The following is a 15,014-nucleotide window of genomic DNA, read 5'->3' as shown; positions in this document are numbered from 1 at the left end:
CAGCAGCCAAAATAGCTGCTGATTTTGCTTTTTAAAGACTGTCATTGCTCAATTCCAGCAAAACACTGACTGCGGTCAAGGCATAAAGCGGAGCGGTTTCAGCTCGCAGGATACGTGGACCTAGACCAGCGGAGACAGCCCCTGCTTGGCGAAAGGCTGCTATTTCATCTGGCGAGAGACCGCCCTCCGGTCCGAAGATAAAGAGCACTTTTGCGCCGGCTGCCAAGCCCGACAGAGCTCGGACTAGAACTGTAGATTCTCCTTCTTTGGCCGATTCTTCATAGGCCACGATGATGCGGTCAAAGTCTGTCAAGGCTGCCAGAAAGTCTGCCTTTTTATCAAAGAACCGAATCTCAGGAATCAGATTGCGCTTGCTCTGCTCTGCTGCTCCCTGAGCAATTTTCTCTAGCTTTTCACTCTTTTTAGCTAGCTTTTTGCCATCCCACTTGGCCACCGACCAGTCCGCTGGGAAAGCCCAGATAGCACTGGCTCCTAGCTCCGTTACCTTCTGGGTGATAAACTCTAACTTATCCCCCTTGGGAAAACCTGAAGCAATGATCACTTGAACCGGCAGCTCGGTATTGTCTGCTAGCTCTTCCAAGATTTCCAAACTCTGCTGACTGGGGTCTAGCACCCGAGCCAGTCGTTTCACGCCATCATCAAAGACCAGTGTGACTTGGTCGCCCTCTTTGAGCCGCATGACTGAAAACATATGTTTGGCCGTGTCCTTATCCGTAACCACCAGAGGGGACTGAGGATTTCCTTTTATAAAATACTGCTGCATCTAACCACCTATCACGCCTGAAATGTCCTGCGTTTTCTTAAAGACACAGGCATTCCATTCGCCCTGAATCATATGCGTTTCCAAGAAAAATCCTGCCGTTTCTGCTGACTCGCGCACCATTTCCCACTTCTCAGAAATAATCCCACTCATAATCAGATAACCCTCATCCTTGACCAGATGGTAGGCATCCTCTGTCAGATGGATGAGAATATCGGCCAAGATGTTGGCAACAATGACATCCGCCTCGATTTCTACGCCTCGGAGAAGATCACCCGGTGCCACATGGATGTTCTCCATACCTGGATTGAGCTCGATATTTTCCTGCGCCACGCGCACTGCTACCTCATCTAAATCATAGGCGTAGATGTCCTTGGCCCCCAAGAGTGAGCTAGCAATAGAGAGAACTCCGCTGCCTGTACCCACATCCAACACCGTTTCTCCGCCTCGCAAGACCTGCTCCAGCGCAAAGAGGCTCATCTTGGTCGTCGGATGAGTGCCTGTACCAAAGGCCATACCGGGGTCCAGCTTGATAATCTTCTCACCAGCTGTTCCCTCATAGTCCGTCCAGGACGGCACAATAGTCAAGTCATGGGTGATCCGAGCCGGCTCAAAGTACTTCTTCCAGTTATCCGCCCAGTCTTCCTCAGCCAGTTCCTGCCGAGTCAGCTGAATATCTCCCGTCTCCAATCCGAAACCATCCAGCTCAGCCAGTCGCTCATTGGCCTGGGCCGCAACAGCCTCTATATCCACAGAATCCGGATAGTAGCCAGTAATCTTGATTCGCTCGCTCTGCTCAACTTCTGGAAAAAGCTCACCATAGTGGTCAACCTGCCCCAGATAATCTGCGCTGTCATCGATAGCCACACCCTGACTGCCCAGTTCAATCAGAATATTCGAGGCCGCCTCCTCCGCCTCACACTTCACTTCAATCGTTAATTCCTGCCAAGTATCCATCATTAAAATACCAAGCCCGTAAAACACAAAGCCAAAATAGGAAATTCTCTGACGACGCTTGCGTATAAGAGAACTTTATCTTTTTTGACACAGTGTTTAGGGCGGGTTCAGTTTAGAAATTTAACTGAACAATCCTTTCTTTGTTTATTTCATTGTCTTCGTCATGTAAACCATATCCATGCCTTCTTTTTCGGGCTCAATATGGGTCTGATGATAGCCGTTTTTCTCATAAAAAGCGACCATGCCTTTATCTTGGAAAACCGTACACAAATCCCATTGCGTAATGGTGGAGAATGCCTCCTCAATCAGACCGAGCCCCTCAGAACCATATCCTTTGTTCTGATACTGTGGCAAAATCGCTACTGTTCCAATCCAGCCTGCTGTCTGTTCGTCATTTGTATTCAATCGAATAAAGCCCAGAATCTTCTCGCCGTCTTTGACAAAATAATAAAAACTATTGGGCCGCTCAACCAGTTTCCAGCGAATCCGCTCACGCTCCTCCAGATAGGGGTCGTATTGATCCTGATATTTCTCATAAACGGCCTTAAAACTCGCTTGCTGAATAGCAATAATGGTCTCTAAATCCTCAGCTCCTGCCCGCTCAATATAAATCATGATCGCACCTCCAAATAATCGCTCAACCTGCTCTGCAGCTGCGGAATAACCTTGTCATCAGATAAAAACTGGCTCACATCCATCATCTGATAAGCCTGTCCCTCATCGCCAAAGGCAATACTGGCAAAATCTTCCTGAGTGATAGTTCCCACCATAAAAATAGAGGTTTCGTCTGGATCAAGCATTCCTTGATATTCCTTAATCCAGACAATATCCGCTTCTTCAAGCTTCAAACCAAGCTCTTCAAAAACCTCTCGTTGAACACATTCAAAAGGCGTTTCCTCGGCCTCGCGGCCACCGCCCGGCAGCTCCCACATATTGGGCCAAGGAATGGTTGAAATATCGTCTCGCAAGATAGTCAGCAGCTTGTCATCACTGATCAAGGCAATCTTACAGCCAGAAAACTCCATCTGTTTGTGCAGTAAATCTAATTCTTCTGCATTTTCCATAAGCGCCTCCTAGTACCTCGGATAAGGATAAAAGTCCGTCTCTGCCAAATCCGCTCTGCCATTTTCAAAAGCCTCAGCATTCCAAGCTATCTCAAACTCCGCTGCCTCTGGATCTGCTAAGAAGTCCATGAGGGCATCTAGGCCAGACTCAGCCGTTTGGGTTAGGAAATCCGCGAAATAAGCCAGAAACTCCCGTGACAGGCCCTTCTTAGGTTCATAGGGCAGGGCAGCCAGATAGTCCTCTGCCTCAAAACTAGACTTGACCGGATTGTAGAAAAGCACGGCTTCCTCAAAGTAAATATCCTCAGCCGAGGCATTGCCCTCAGCATCAACCGTCTCAATCCCACCTGGATTTTGCACCTCAAGGAGAAAAGCCACTTCCACCGCGTGATTCTTCTTGTCCCAGTTTATCTCATAGTCAAAAGGAAAGCTCTTTCCCATTTCCTCGTCCAATATCTCCAAAAAACCGTACTTAGCCATGATTTCCTCTTTTCATTGTGATAAAATATTACTATCTACAATAGTAACACAAAAAGCCAAGAAAAACACTTGCAGAAAGGAAATCTTATGCCAGAAAACCTCGCCCTGCGCATGCGGCCGACCTACATTGATCAGATCATCGGCCAGCAGCATCTGGTCGGCCCCGGGAAAATCATCCGTCGCATGGTTGAAGCCAACCGCCTGTCCTCGATGATCCTCTACGGACCACCCGGCATCGGCAAGACCTCTATCGCCTCGGCTATTGCCGGCACAACCAAGTTCGCCTTTCGGACCTTTAACGCCACCGTAGATAGCAAGAAACGCCTGCAAGAGATCGCTGAAGAAGCGAAATTTTCCGGCGGACTGGTGCTCCTGCTGGATGAGATTCACCGCTTGGACAAGACCAAGCAAGACTTCCTGCTGCCGCTATTAGAAAGCGGTCTGGTCATCATGATTGGAGCGACGACAGAAAATCCTTTCTTTTCTGTCACCCCTGCCATCCGAAGCCGGGTTCAGATATTTGAGCTTGAGCCCCTCAGCAACGAAGACATCCGGACAGCCATTCAGCTAGCCTTGACGGATAAGGAGCGAGGATTTGATTTCCCAGTGGAGCTAGACGATGATGCTCTGGATTTCATTGCTATCTCTACCAACGGAGACCTGCGCTCTGCCTATAATTCACTGGATTTAGCCGTACTCTCTACAACAGAAGATGACAAGGGCATCCGCCATATTACACTTGATGTCATGGAAAACAGCCTGCAAAAGAGCTATATCACCATGGATAAGGACGGGGACGGTCATTACGATGTCCTCTCTGCCCTACAGAAGTCCATCCGTGGCTCCGATGTCAATGCCAGTCTCCACTACGCAGCTCGGCTCGTTGAGGCAGGAGACTTGCCTAACCTAGCTCGACGTTTGACCGTTATCGCTTACGAGGATATTGGGCTGGCAAATCCTGACGCTCAAGTTCATACCGTTACAGCTCTAGAAGCTGCCCAGCGGATCGGTTTTCCTGAAGCACGCATCCTTATTGCCAATATTGTTATCGATCTGGCTCTATCGCCCAAGTCCAACTCAGCCTATCTAGCCATGGACAAGGCCCTAGCCGACCTACGGAAGAATGGAAACCTGCCCATTCCCCGCCACTTACGAGACGGCCACTATGCCGGCAGCAAGGAACTGGGCAACGCACAGGACTATCTCTACCCTCACTCCTATCCCGGCAATTGGGTCAAGCAGGACTATCTGCCTGATAAAATCAAAGACGCCAATTATTTCACTCCTAATGAGAATGGCAAATACGAGCGAGCCCTTGGAATGACCAAGGATAAGATTGATGACTTAAAAAAATGATGACATCGTTTGCAAAAAATCACATTTTTCTCTTGAATTTTTCAAAATTTATGGTATTATAATTATAGAAACGCTGTGGTGTACGACTTCACACTTAAGTGTTGACCGACTATTTTTTGTATTATTAGGGAAACAAAAGACTTCTAACAGCATGCAAGCCGTGTCACGCGGAAGCAGCTTCAGTTAGAGCGAGTTGCCCACCTGCTTAATTGCGCGGGTTCAATACAAATCGTGAAGGTCCGGCACCAATACAGCTTTTTCTATTGCCTCCTTAGCTCAGCTGGCAGAGCAGCGGACTCTTAATCCGTGGGTCGCAGGTTCGATCCCTGCAGGGGGCATCTAAATTAACAGGAAGAAGCCTTGATTTACAAGGCTTTTTTGCTTGTCTATAACTGATTTGCCCCATCGTTTGCCCCACATTTTTTTATGAGCAATCTTTCCAAACATCTCTTATTTGATTAAATTCCTCAAAAATTTTCTCTTCTAAAGTGTGTCCATATACTTCTACTAACATTGAAATATCTCTATGCCCTAGAATTTTTGCAATAACTCCAAGGTCAAAACCTTTGTGCCAGAGGTAGCTTCCATANGTATGACGTGCTCCTTTTGTCGTGATAATTGGATAAATATCTAATTCATTTAAAAGAACACTCAAAGCTTTATTGACACTTGCAATATCTGGTACCAAGTGAATATATCCATAATGCTGAAAAATCATTTTATACCTATTCTTGATTCCTAGCTCTTTATTAGCCTTCTCTTGTTCAATTTTTAGAAATTGTAATATCTTAATACATTCTTCGTCTATCGGTACCATCCGAATGGACGTTTTGTTTTTTGGAGGGACAAATTTATGAGAAAGGGTATTAAACCTCCTATATGTTTTTAGCAGTCCTCTGTCAAAGTCAACTTCATTCCAAGTTAACGCTATTAACTCTCCAAATCTCATGCCTGTTTTTAATAGAAAATAGACGATATAAGGAACAATTGAACGTTGGTAATCAAATTTTCTCTTTACTGCTAAAAGTAAATCCAGATAGTCCTTTTCGGTATGTAAATATTTCTCTTCCGTCATCTGTTGTTCTTTGGATGAAAATAACTCGACATGTTGTGTAAAATCATCTATTAGAACTTTGTCGGCAATTGCCATTTGGATGCTCTGATGAATCCCAGTATTCAATCTACCAAGAAAATTTCTACCAACTGTTTGCCCATACTTATTCATTATTCTTTGGTATTCACTCGCACGAATTTGAGTGACTTTTTTATTTCCAAATAATCTTTCAATTGTGTTTTTACGGAGAAGATATTTTTTCTTTGTCTCTTCCGACCTACTACTCGGTAGAATTTTTAATTCAAGCCATTCTTGATATAGATCTACAAGAGAAATATCTCTAGAAATTCTTTTTCCTAAACGAAGTTCTTGCAGAATCGGTTCAGCTTCTGACTCTGCAAGTTTTTTTGTTTTAAAACCGCTATTATGAACAACAGTTTTTCCTTCGTTACGAATTTCATAGGTCCATAAGTTACTATCTCCTCGCTTTCGGTAACGAACACTTGCCATATTACGCCACCTCTGTTCCTAGAATCTCATTTACAACACTTTTGGGAACAACCATCAAACGTTTGCGATTATAAAATGTATAGCCTCGTGATACAAGTAATTCTCTTGCCTGATGAATGATATCATTCGCTGTATGAGGGCGATAGCCCATTTCAATTAATTCTTTGTTACTAATTAAATTATTGTCCATAGTTATCCTCCTTATTTATTTCCTAAATTCAGAAACTCACCTACAAGTAGTTGTAATTCTGTATTTAATTTAGGGAGATTCTGTATTAATACTTCTTTTAATTCTTCCGCAAATTGGTTCGTTTCTTCTCTCAATAGTTTGCGGACTCTTGTTTTTTTCTTTTTGATGCTGTCTGATTTTAAATTTGGAAAAGCCAATGATAACAGTTCAGGATTGTTGAGAAAGATAATTGTAAATGCTCTTTGCTCCACTCGAATATGTTCTAGCTTATAAAATCCGAAATTATCAAGTCGATTCATAACATCTTGGACCATCTCCTCACCAATCGCTTTGGTTCTGAGTTGGAACTCTAGTCTCCACCAAAACGGATTTACATCCAAATCTAGCTTCTCTTCGCGCTTGTGAGCAATGATTTCTTTATTCTTATCATATAACCTAACTTGTACATTACTACCGCTAGAACCCCAATATTTCGTCTCTAATTCACCCCCTCTACCATAGAAGGCCTTATGGGTAACACCACCTTTAATATGTTGCAAATTAACGATTTCAGGCCTGTTGAAAATGTCAAATGCCAAATCAAAACGAGACAAGCGTACCGTCAATGAATTCAATCTAGCAAAGTACATTAATTGCCTCCATACTTTCATTCCGCCAAATTCTTTTAAAGTATTAGGATTAAAATCAATTCGAATCAATTGCTCATTTCCATAAGTGGATAATTGGAAAAATATAATATTGATTGAATCATACTCATTAAAATCTTTAGCTAAAGTAAATACATCATCTCGTACGTTATCATGTATTTCAAATGAATCAACTCTTGTACTTATTGCCTGTTTCAGATTTTTGAAAATTCGTCTTAGGGAACCAATGTCTGTATCCCAGATAACCGTTAATCTATCAATACTGACATCTATCCGCTGTACTAATTCTCCTACATCACATCGTTCTTGAGTACTTCTTAAATCTTGTATAGAAACCAACAAAATTGTCCCCCCTTCTTTTAGATTTTTTAGGTCTCGGAAACACCGTCAAATCAACGTTTGTTCGTTCCGTCGTTCTTTGGACGTTGTCCTAAGTGTCCCTTTTTGCTGGCTGTTAGAATAGCCAGCTTTTGCTTGGCTAGAAATTGTCTGGACGGCAGTCTGCAGGACTTCNCCTGACTTTCCGTCAGGCTCGTCCCTTGTCCTTGTCCACACAATTTCTAGCTCCAAGGCTTCGAATAGTCATAAGTCATAGTCTCATCCTCAACTTCCTCCTCACTCACTGTCCCTAAACTTATGAACTATTTTTTATCATTTATAACTTATTTCTAAGTTATAAATATATTTTATAAAAAATATTTGGGCAAGTCAACTAAAAACTTGATTTGTAAGTTTATAGGTGATAAAATAAGTTAAAAATAAAAATAGGAGTTTCCCATGACCTTTATTATTCAAAATTTTGGACCCAATTTGGCACGATTGCGCATAGAAAAAGGAGTAAGCCAAACTCAACTAGCTGAAGATTTAGGAATCGGTAAACAGTCCATCTCTGATTACGAAAAACAAAAAAGCTATCCTACCTTTGCAAATTTGGATAAGATAGCGGAATATTTTAATGCAACTCCAACCCAACTATTTGGAACTAGTAAAGAGATTGAGTTAGAAAAGAGTGTTCTTGAATCTAATGAATACTCTGATAAAGTAAGTGAGATTTTAAAAGCTGTCAAATACATCGAAGATTTTCTAGAAACTGATGGACAGTACTTAGAGGATTTACTTTACTTAACAAGAGGCAACCAACTATACACAGAAGATGGAGATGAGTTGTATATTGATCCAACTTCTCAGAAAAGAACACTTCATAACCAATATGAACCTGGTTTTATTGAAGCAAGGGATAAATCTCCACTAGAACTCTTAATTGAAAATAAGGAATTGTTTGATAAATAGAAAAAGCGAGGATAACCTCGCTTCAGATTGAAGTTAAAATCTTTAGAAGACACTTTTATAAGGACTTTGTCTTCAATCTGTGAAAAGGAGTGAAAACTCCTTTTCTTTTTGTAAGTCAGACTGAACTTCCAAATTATCCATTTAGTTTATTGACATTTCCTAAAAAAGGGTGTAGAATACTTTTAATAAAAAACTATACTATATAATAGGAGTGTATTGAAATGAAATTTTCTAATCGTTTACTGCTATTCCTTGCAGGAGTTGTTTTTGTCCTTTTAGGACTTTTCCTATTTACAAACCCAGTAGCTAATCTTGTTGCTTACAGCTGGTGGATTTCATTTGGTTTACTGGTTTCTTCTATAGCAGCTATTTTAGGCTATTTCTCTGCACCAAAAGAGCTTCGCTCACCTGTTTATCTTTTCCAAGGATTTGTTAGTCTTCTCTTAGCTCTTTACCTCGTTGCTTATGGCTTTGTGACCCTGCCGGTCGTCATTCCGACCATTGTAGGAATTTGGTTAATTGTAGAAGCCATTATTGCTTTCTTTAAAGGCATTCGTCTAGGATTCAATCACCGACCACGAAAATGTTTAGCTTACAGAACTGCTAGTGAAGCTCTAGAGGATGAGTTCGAGTAAATGTTGCACTTATTCTTGCAATTTATCATTTACTTGATGCACGAACTCGATATTTTTTTCGTTAATTTGTTTTTGCCCCACTTTTGCCCCATTTTTAAATCCTGACATTGAAAATACCTAAAAGTATTTCCCTAAAATCAGCTATATTTCAACATTTTTGTTTATTTTCAATATGAAAAGTTCTTACAAATCCATGTAGGGGGCATCTAAACAACAGGAAAAAGCCTTGATTTATAAGGCTTTTTTGCTTGTCATTTTGTTTTTTGTACCAAAAAGTTTATATTCACAAAATAAGCGACTCTCATCAAAGACTCGCTATTTATCTAACACCTCGATTTAATAGAAAAAAACACCTCACGGTGATTACTTATTATCAATCGTCCATTACTCCGCCTGTAAGTTGGTACATGAGATAAATGTGCTCCAAGGTTTTTAGCTTATCCATATGTTCCACATCTTTAAAGGCACCTAATGCTAGTAAAGGAACAAAACCGAAACATTGGTTATAAGACAAGGGACCATCTTTTAACACAGCCTGTCTATATAAATCCAGTTCAAAGTTATCAGTCACATATGAGTTATCTAAATACTGAAGAAAATATTTCAAGCTCTTGATAATAATGTCGCAGTTTTGAAGATTGTATTTTACAATACCAACAAATTCATTCTCTTCCCAAGTAATAATATCTCCAAAAGCTGTTACGAACAGCGGAAAAAGAAGTAAGGAACTATTCATAATAATAGCCGTAGCAAATCTTTGCATTTTTGTCTTATCTTTTTTAAGATAGTACTATTAAAAAAAGATAAGGTGAAAATCATGGAAACATATACACTTGCAAATGGGGTTACTATTCCTAAAATTGGTTTTGGAACTTGGCAAATTGCTGAAGGCGAAGAAGCCTATAACAGCGTTAGCTTCGCACTTAAGGCTGGTTACACACATATTGATACCGCACAAATTTACGGTAACGAGGTTTCTGTAGGTAAGGCGATTGCTGATAGTAATTTGGCACGTGAGGATATTTTCCTAACTACCAAACTTTGGAATGATAAGCACGATTACGAGTTTGCTAAGACTTCTATCGATGAGTCTCTCGAAAGACTTGGTGTGGATTATTTGGATCTTTTGCTTATCCATTGGCCTAATCCAAAGGCACTTCGTGAGAATGATGCTTGGAAGGCTGGCAATGCGGGTGCATGGAAGGCTATGGAAGAAGCCTACAAAGAAGGTAAGGTGCGTGCTATCGGTGTGTCTAACTTTATGCAACATCACCTAGAAGCTCTTTTTGAAACAGCTAAAATTGTTCCACATGTCAATCAAATCCTCTTGGCTCCAGGTTGTGACCAAGAAGACTTAGTTGACTATTGCCAAGAGCGCGATATCCTTCTTGAAGCCTATAGTCCACTAGGTACAGGTGGTATTTTTGGAAATGAAGATGTTGAAGCAGTGGCTGAACGTAACGGTAAATCTGTGGCACAAGTTGCTCTGCGTTGGAGCCTTCAAAAAGGTTTCTTGCCACTACCTAAGTCTGTGACACCTAAAAATATAAAAGCTAACTTGGATATCTTCGGCTTCGACTTATCAGAGGAAGATATGGCGGTCTTGGATAAGATTCAAGGCATCAAAACTCAGGATGATCCTGACAAAGTTAATTTTTAATAGGATTTTAATCAACTCGTCAGGGTTGCTTTTTCAAGTAAATGACAAAAGAAGTCAAGATTTTGACAATTCGCGTCACATGAAGTTATTTAAGCATCTCCTTTTCTCTCATTACCATTTTCTGTTATAATAAATTGTACTTCTAGAATAGAAAGGACTTAAGATGACAACTCTTATTAAACATAAACGTGTAGAATTTTCAGAACTTTTTTATGACCTAGTTTTTGTTTTTGCAATTTCAAAAGTAACTGCTTTAATTCACCATCTTCATAACGGTATTTTGACTTGGAATTCTTTGCTTGATTTTTTCATGTCTGTCTTGCTTCTCACTGATTCATGGATGATTCAAACCGTTTATACCAATCGCTATGGAAAGAACTCTTTATTTAACATGGTAATCATGTTTATCAAAATGGGACTTTTACTCTTTATATCCAATTTGATTAAAGATGATTGGCAACAATATTTTCATTATGTCTGTTGGGCTATTGGTACATTAACCCTTACCTTATTTTTTCAATATTTGGTTGAGTTTTTTTAAAAATCAACCGATAATGTTCATAGGGAAAGTATCAAAGGTTTTCTATGGATAACAGGTCTACGAAGTTTAGAAATCTATCTAGCAGCTCTTCTTCCTATTTACATTGGAGTCTATATCCTTTATGCTAGTATTCTGCTAACATTTATTACGCCAATTACCTCGATTAGTAAAGATGATCATTTCCAGATAGTTCTCCCCCATTTAATCGAGCGCATCTCCCTTCTTGTCATTATTACGTTTGGAGAGATGATTATGGAGCTAGCTAACTTCTTTACAATCGAGAATTTCTCGATTTATTCGGTTCTTTATTTCATTATTATGATTTCTCTGTTCTTGTTTTATTTTGGTCAATTCGACCATGCTATTGATGAAAAATCTAATCAAAAGGGGCTATTTCTAATTTACAGTCACTATCCTATTTTCATTGGGCTTATGATGATGACTGTATCGATGAGTTTTCTTCTGAATCCTGAAGCTAATCGTCTCTTTGCAACCAGCTTCTTTTATATCGGAATTGGCCTCTTCCAAGCTGCTGTCCTAGCAAATGGGCCCTATAACAAACACTATCTTCGCTATTCGAAAAGTTACTACTGTGTCCAAGCTACACTCTATCTGGCTGCCTTGATTCTCTCTTTAATCTTTGCTTCTAATCCTATAATAGTAGTAAGTATTACAACCATTTTAGCTCTAGCTATAGCTATTCATTTTATTTATTTTTATGTGACACAGAATAAAAAATATTCCAAATCTAACTGGGGGTTCTTTTAATGAGTTTATAACATAAAAAAGCTTTGGGAACCAAGGCTTTATATGATATCAATCACCGACCACGAAAATGTTTAGCTTACNGAACTGCTAGTGAAGCTCTAGAGGATGAGTTCGAGTAAATGTTGCACTTATTCTTGCAATTTATCATTTACTTGATGCACGAACTCGATATTTTTTTCGTTAATTTGTTTTTGCCCCACTTTTGCCCCATTTTTAAATCCTGACATTGAAAATACCTAAAAGTATTTCCCTAAAATCAGCTATATTTCAATATTTTTAATTACTCTCAATATGAAAATCCTTTCCAAATCCATGCAGGGGGCATAGAAAGATAGAAGAAAAAGCCTTGATAACCAAGGCTTTTTTCGTTTGGCTGATTCTTGTCACCCAAAATTCCAGTTAGGATTTCCACACAAAAAAAATCCCCTTCCTTTAGGAACAAAAAGGAGGGGGCATTGCACAGCAAAAACCACGAGAGAAGACCGAAGCAAAATATGTTTGACGAAAACCTGATAAAGATGGTTACACACCGAGCATATTCCTAAGGACGTCTTATAATTTTTTTGATTTAGGAATTAAGAAAGATTATATATCAAGTTTAGATATGCCTCACGCTTGCATATCCAAGCGGCCTTCCCCGTAGTTCTGAGCAACTAATTTGTTCTAGGAAACATCTTAGTTGCTTTTTATTTTAAAACAACTATATTACGGAACATCACAGTCTTGATTAACAAAAGGATACAAGATAGTGACTGATTGTAAAAAACATTCTTATTTCTGCTTTCTAAAAAGCGACCACTGCTAATCCGGGTTTGGAGTAAAAAATCTCTGCCCCTTAAGGGAACAGAGATGAAATTTATTTCTTCTTCGCACGGAAGACAATGAAGCCTACCAAGCCTACTAGAGCTACTCCAGCAGCAATCATGATCCAGCTAGCATTCTCACCCGCTTTAGGGAGAACTTTCTTGGTTCCAACATTAGAGGCATTTCCTCCGCCAGTACCATCGTCTGATTCGATGATCACAACAGTACTCCCTGTAGTGCTGCTTGAGCTAGAAGTCGTACTACTGCTGCTTGAGCTACTTGAACTGCTTGAACTAGAGCTGCTCTTAGAGCTATTGTCCGAGCTAGGTTTCGGCGGTTGCGGAACTCCTGGAACTGGTGTATTGGTAATGTTCATACCATCAACAGTAGCTGTATAACCATAAACACGGTCTTCAGTAACTGAGTAGACAATATCTTTTCCATCTTCACCAGTCGCTGGCAAGTCAGTGAACTCATACTTCCACTCACCCTTATCATTCGGACCAACTTCTTTATGATCGACTTCAGCGCCATTTGCATAGAGACGAACGGTAATCTTGTCTGGACGTTTGCCATCTTTATCGTTGTCATCATTCCAAGTCTTGGTACCTGAAGCGGTAACCAATGCCTTACGGTTGGTAAAGTCTTTGTAAATAATACCAGAACCATAATTTTTGAGCTGAGCCGCATTGACCTGAATCTCTTCATCTGACAGTTGGTAACCTTCTGGTGCCTTGGTTTCCTTAATCAGATAATGCTCCTTAATCAAGTTGCTGAAAGAAGCAATCCCGTTAGCATCACTGGTTGCTTTTTGAACAATTGTCACACCATCTTCATCGTACAATGTGAATTCAGCACCTGCTAAGGCTTTACCAGCTTCATCTTTCTTAGTCACCTGCACACCATAGACATCCCCATGTGCATAGCCGTTCGCACGTTGGTAGCGGACAGCAACTGATGATTTTTGCTCTTCAATATTATCTGCTCGCATAATTGCTTCGTTCGGGAAGACTGTTCCATCAGCCGGAACTGTAGGGAAGTTAACACGATAGCGAACATAGAAGCCTTCATTGGCACCGATATGCCCCATGTTAATGGTAAAGGAACGCTTGTCAGCAGCAAGATTAATCGTATAATTTGCTGTCACATCCTCGCGTTGCTGACTTAGTCGATAAGAGTTATCAGCTGGGTCAACAACCCATGAACCTTTAAGAATTTGGAAGCTGTTAAGATCAATTTCTCCGGTATTAAAGCCCAGAGTATCTGAAATAACAACATTATCCAGTTCTTGATTTTGTTGGTTTATATTCAGGCTGTAAGTAATACTCTTGATATTATCCGCATTATTCCAGCCGTATTTTATGAAAGTATAAGGAGTTGCTTGGCCAGGAAGACCTTTGTAGTCAATTTTCCCATATTCAACAATCTTCTTGCCAACGATAAGTTTCAGAGGAATAGAGCCTTTATCTCTGGCTACTGTATGATCAACGCGAGCCAAGAGATGAACTTTCCCTTCAATATGAGAGCGAGTCAGGACATAGTCTGTATAAGTCAGTGTAAGCTGCTTAGAGCTTGCATCAACAACAGCTGTCGCTACGAGATTTCCGTCATCATCTTTGACTTCAAAATCAGCTCCCTCCAAGGCAAACTCAGCAGGAAGTCCAATGGTAGTAGTATCTCCTGGCTGAACCTTGCCATAATTGAAGGCAAAATTTGCGTCAATTTGAAATTTTTCCCAAGGGGAAAGGCCGTCAGTCAGTTCTTCACCTTTCTGATTGTAGACATTGATTGATGTGATAACATCATCTACCGTGTTGGCTCTGGCAGATTGACTGCTAGAAAACAGGCTAAAGAGAAGTACAAAGGCTACTGAGAAAAAGCGCGCAATAGTATGAGATATTTTTTTCATAAATAATCCCTCCATTTTTCCTTTTTTCCTTTTTACTGAACATGTACAAAACATTAAGATTTCTTTACATTTCCAATTTACTACATATATTAGACTAGCATACGATTGACCATAAGTCAACTAATTACCTTAACCGGTTCCGGTTTGGTACACAGGTTGTAAACCATTTTATTTCTCCAAAAACCTTGTCATATAAGAATTGAAAACCATTTCCTCCGTCATCTTCTTGTATTTTCTTGAAACAAAAATGTAATATTTAGTTGCATAAAAAATGAACAAATATGAATTATATGACCATAAATATTCATATATATAAATTTGTTTTTAAAAAACAAGCATAATTATTAATGTTTGCTACATAACTAGTC

Annotated in this window: 13 protein-coding genes, 1 tRNA gene and 3 pseudogenes; 6 read left to right on the top strand and 11 right to left on the bottom strand. The window is 40.1% G+C overall.

All coding sequences use genetic code 11. From position 1 onward, the window contains the following. Positions 1-31 precede the first annotated feature (31 nt). From D8886_RS00105 to D8886_RS00085, 5 genes are all read right to left on the bottom strand, one after another. Positions 32-784 carry a 16S rRNA (uracil(1498)-N(3))-methyltransferase gene (locus D8886_RS00105; RefSeq protein WP_048772047.1) on the bottom strand — a complete coding sequence of 251 codons (753 nt, stop codon included), beginning with the start codon at positions 782-784 and terminating at the stop codon, positions 32-34. Continuing rightward, complete coding sequence (gene prmA / locus D8886_RS00100; protein WP_032912652.1) at positions 785-1,738, bottom strand: 50S ribosomal protein L11 methyltransferase; 954 nt, start codon at positions 1,736-1,738, stop codon at positions 785-787. It lies immediately after the preceding gene. A gap of 144 nt (positions 1,739-1,882) precedes the next feature. Beyond that, on the bottom strand, positions 1,883-2,353 hold the full coding sequence (locus tag D8886_RS00095) for a GNAT family N-acetyltransferase (protein ID WP_125433841.1): 471 nt from the start codon (positions 2,351-2,353) through the stop codon (positions 1,883-1,885). Then, positions 2,350-2,802, bottom strand: coding sequence for an NUDIX hydrolase (locus tag D8886_RS00090; RefSeq protein ID WP_125342632.1), 453 nt, complete (start codon positions 2,800-2,802; stop codon positions 2,350-2,352). The genes D8886_RS00095 and D8886_RS00090 overlap by 4 nt, the downstream gene beginning before the upstream one ends. A 9-nt stretch (positions 2,803-2,811) precedes the next feature. Continuing rightward, on the bottom strand, positions 2,812-3,282 hold the full coding sequence (locus D8886_RS00085) for a DUF3013 family protein (protein ID WP_125342631.1): 471 nt from the start codon (positions 3,280-3,282) through the stop codon (positions 2,812-2,814). 87 nt (positions 3,283-3,369) lie between these two features. Between D8886_RS00085 and D8886_RS00080 the strand changes: the two genes are divergently transcribed. Both D8886_RS00080 and D8886_RS00075 read left to right on the top strand, forming a co-directional pair. After that, positions 3,370-4,638, top strand: coding sequence for a replication-associated recombination protein A (locus D8886_RS00080; protein WP_125342630.1), 1,269 nt, complete (start codon positions 3,370-3,372; stop codon positions 4,636-4,638). 265 nt (positions 4,639-4,903) lie between these two features. Further along, a tRNA-Lys gene (locus D8886_RS00075) sits at positions 4,904-4,976 on the top strand. 86 nt (positions 4,977-5,062) lie between these two features. Here the strand turns inward: D8886_RS00075 and D8886_RS00070 are convergent. Genes D8886_RS00070 through D8886_RS11875 form a run of 4 tightly spaced genes read right to left on the bottom strand, consistent with a single transcriptional unit; the run spans position 5,063 to position 7,609 of the window. Then, positions 5,063-6,202 (bottom strand): site-specific integrase, encoded by a 1,140-nt coding sequence (locus D8886_RS00070; protein ID WP_009659642.1) that lies wholly within the window; start codon positions 6,200-6,202, stop codon positions 5,063-5,065. 1 nt (position 6,203) lies between these two features. Further along, a complete protein-coding gene (locus D8886_RS00065; RefSeq protein WP_000369785.1) occupies positions 6,204-6,392 on the bottom strand; it encodes a DUF3173 domain-containing protein in 189 nt (62 codons plus the stop codon). A gap of 11 nt (positions 6,393-6,403) precedes the next feature. Beyond that, positions 6,404-7,381, bottom strand: a complete 978-nt coding sequence (locus tag D8886_RS00060) for a replication initiation protein (protein ID WP_049547830.1) — start codon at positions 7,379-7,381, stop codon at positions 6,404-6,406. 45 nt (positions 7,382-7,426) lie between these two features. Beyond that, the gene (locus D8886_RS11875) at positions 7,427-7,609 is read right to left on the bottom strand and encodes a hypothetical protein (protein WP_080558681.1); all 183 of its coding nucleotides are present in this window, start codon (positions 7,607-7,609) and stop codon (positions 7,427-7,429) included. Between the two features lie 207 nt (positions 7,610-7,816). Between D8886_RS11875 and D8886_RS00050 the strand changes: the two genes are divergently transcribed. Then, the gene (locus D8886_RS00050; RefSeq protein ID WP_003013606.1) at positions 7,817-8,329 is read left to right on the top strand and encodes a helix-turn-helix domain-containing protein; all 513 of its coding nucleotides are present in this window, start codon (positions 7,817-7,819) and stop codon (positions 8,327-8,329) included. 221 nt (positions 8,330-8,550) lie between these two features. Further along, positions 8,551-8,892 (top strand): annotated as a pseudogene (locus D8886_RS00045) (DUF308 domain-containing protein); the annotation flags it as partial. 445 nt (positions 8,893-9,337) lie between these two features. Here the strand turns inward: D8886_RS00045 and D8886_RS00030 are convergent. Next, positions 9,338-9,679 (bottom strand): annotated as a pseudogene (locus D8886_RS00030) (T6SS immunity protein Tdi1 domain-containing protein); the annotation flags it as partial. A gap of 102 nt (positions 9,680-9,781) precedes the next feature. On the opposite strand from D8886_RS00030, the gene D8886_RS00025 reads away from it, so the two are divergent. After that, the gene (locus D8886_RS00025; protein WP_125433839.1) at positions 9,782-10,624 is read left to right on the top strand and encodes an aldo/keto reductase; all 843 of its coding nucleotides are present in this window, start codon (positions 9,782-9,784) and stop codon (positions 10,622-10,624) included. A 163-nt stretch (positions 10,625-10,787) separates the two neighbouring features. Next, positions 10,788-11,933: pseudogene (locus tag D8886_RS00020) on the top strand (low temperature requirement protein A). Between the two features lie 856 nt (positions 11,934-12,789). On the opposite strand, the gene D8886_RS00005 reads toward D8886_RS00020, so the two are convergent. Further along, complete coding sequence (locus D8886_RS00005; RefSeq protein ID WP_125433838.1) at positions 12,790-14,646, bottom strand: Cna B-type domain-containing protein; 1,857 nt, start codon at positions 14,644-14,646, stop codon at positions 12,790-12,792. Between the last annotated feature and the right edge of the window lie 368 nt (positions 14,647-15,014).

The sequence above is a fragment of the Streptococcus sanguinis genome, from assembly GCF_003943655.1.
GTDB classification, from domain to species: Bacteria; Bacillota; Bacilli; order Lactobacillales; family Streptococcaceae; genus Streptococcus; species Streptococcus sanguinis_F.
The sequence above is the reverse complement of the archived record's forward strand: the minus strand, read 5'-3'. Positions and strand labels throughout refer to the sequence as shown.

Bases quoted from the DNA above. Each gene is read 5' to 3' on its own strand.
- prmA (WP_032912652.1), bottom strand. From the start codon at position 1,738: ATGGATACTTGGCAGGAATTAACGATTGAAGTGAAGTGTGAGGCGGAG.
- D8886_RS00065 (WP_000369785.1), bottom strand. From the start codon at position 6,392: ATGGACAATAATTTAATTAGTAACAAAGAATTAATTGAAATGGGCTAT.
- D8886_RS00050 (WP_003013606.1), top strand. From the start codon at position 7,817: ATGACCTTTATTATTCAAAATTTTGGACCCAATTTGGCACGATTGCGC.
- D8886_RS00085 (WP_125342631.1), bottom strand. From the start codon at position 3,282: ATGGCTAAGTACGGTTTTTTGGAGATATTGGACGAGGAAATGGGAAAG.
- D8886_RS00005 (WP_125433838.1), bottom strand. From the start codon at position 14,646: ATGAAAAAAATATCTCATACTATTGCGCGCTTTTTCTCAGTAGCCTTT.
- D8886_RS00090 (WP_125342632.1), bottom strand. From the start codon at position 2,802: ATGGAAAATGCAGAAGAATTAGATTTACTGCACAAACAGATGGAGTTT.
- D8886_RS00105 (WP_048772047.1), bottom strand. From the start codon at position 784: ATGCAGCAGTATTTTATAAAAGGAAATCCTCAGTCCCCTCTGGTGGTT.
- D8886_RS00095 (WP_125433841.1), bottom strand. From the start codon at position 2,353: ATGATTTATATTGAGCGGGCAGGAGCTGAGGATTTAGAGACCATTATT.
- D8886_RS00080 (WP_125342630.1), top strand. From the start codon at position 3,370: ATGCCAGAAAACCTCGCCCTGCGCATGCGGCCGACCTACATTGATCAG.
- D8886_RS00025 (WP_125433839.1), top strand. From the start codon at position 9,782: ATGGAAACATATACACTTGCAAATGGGGTTACTATTCCTAAAATTGGT.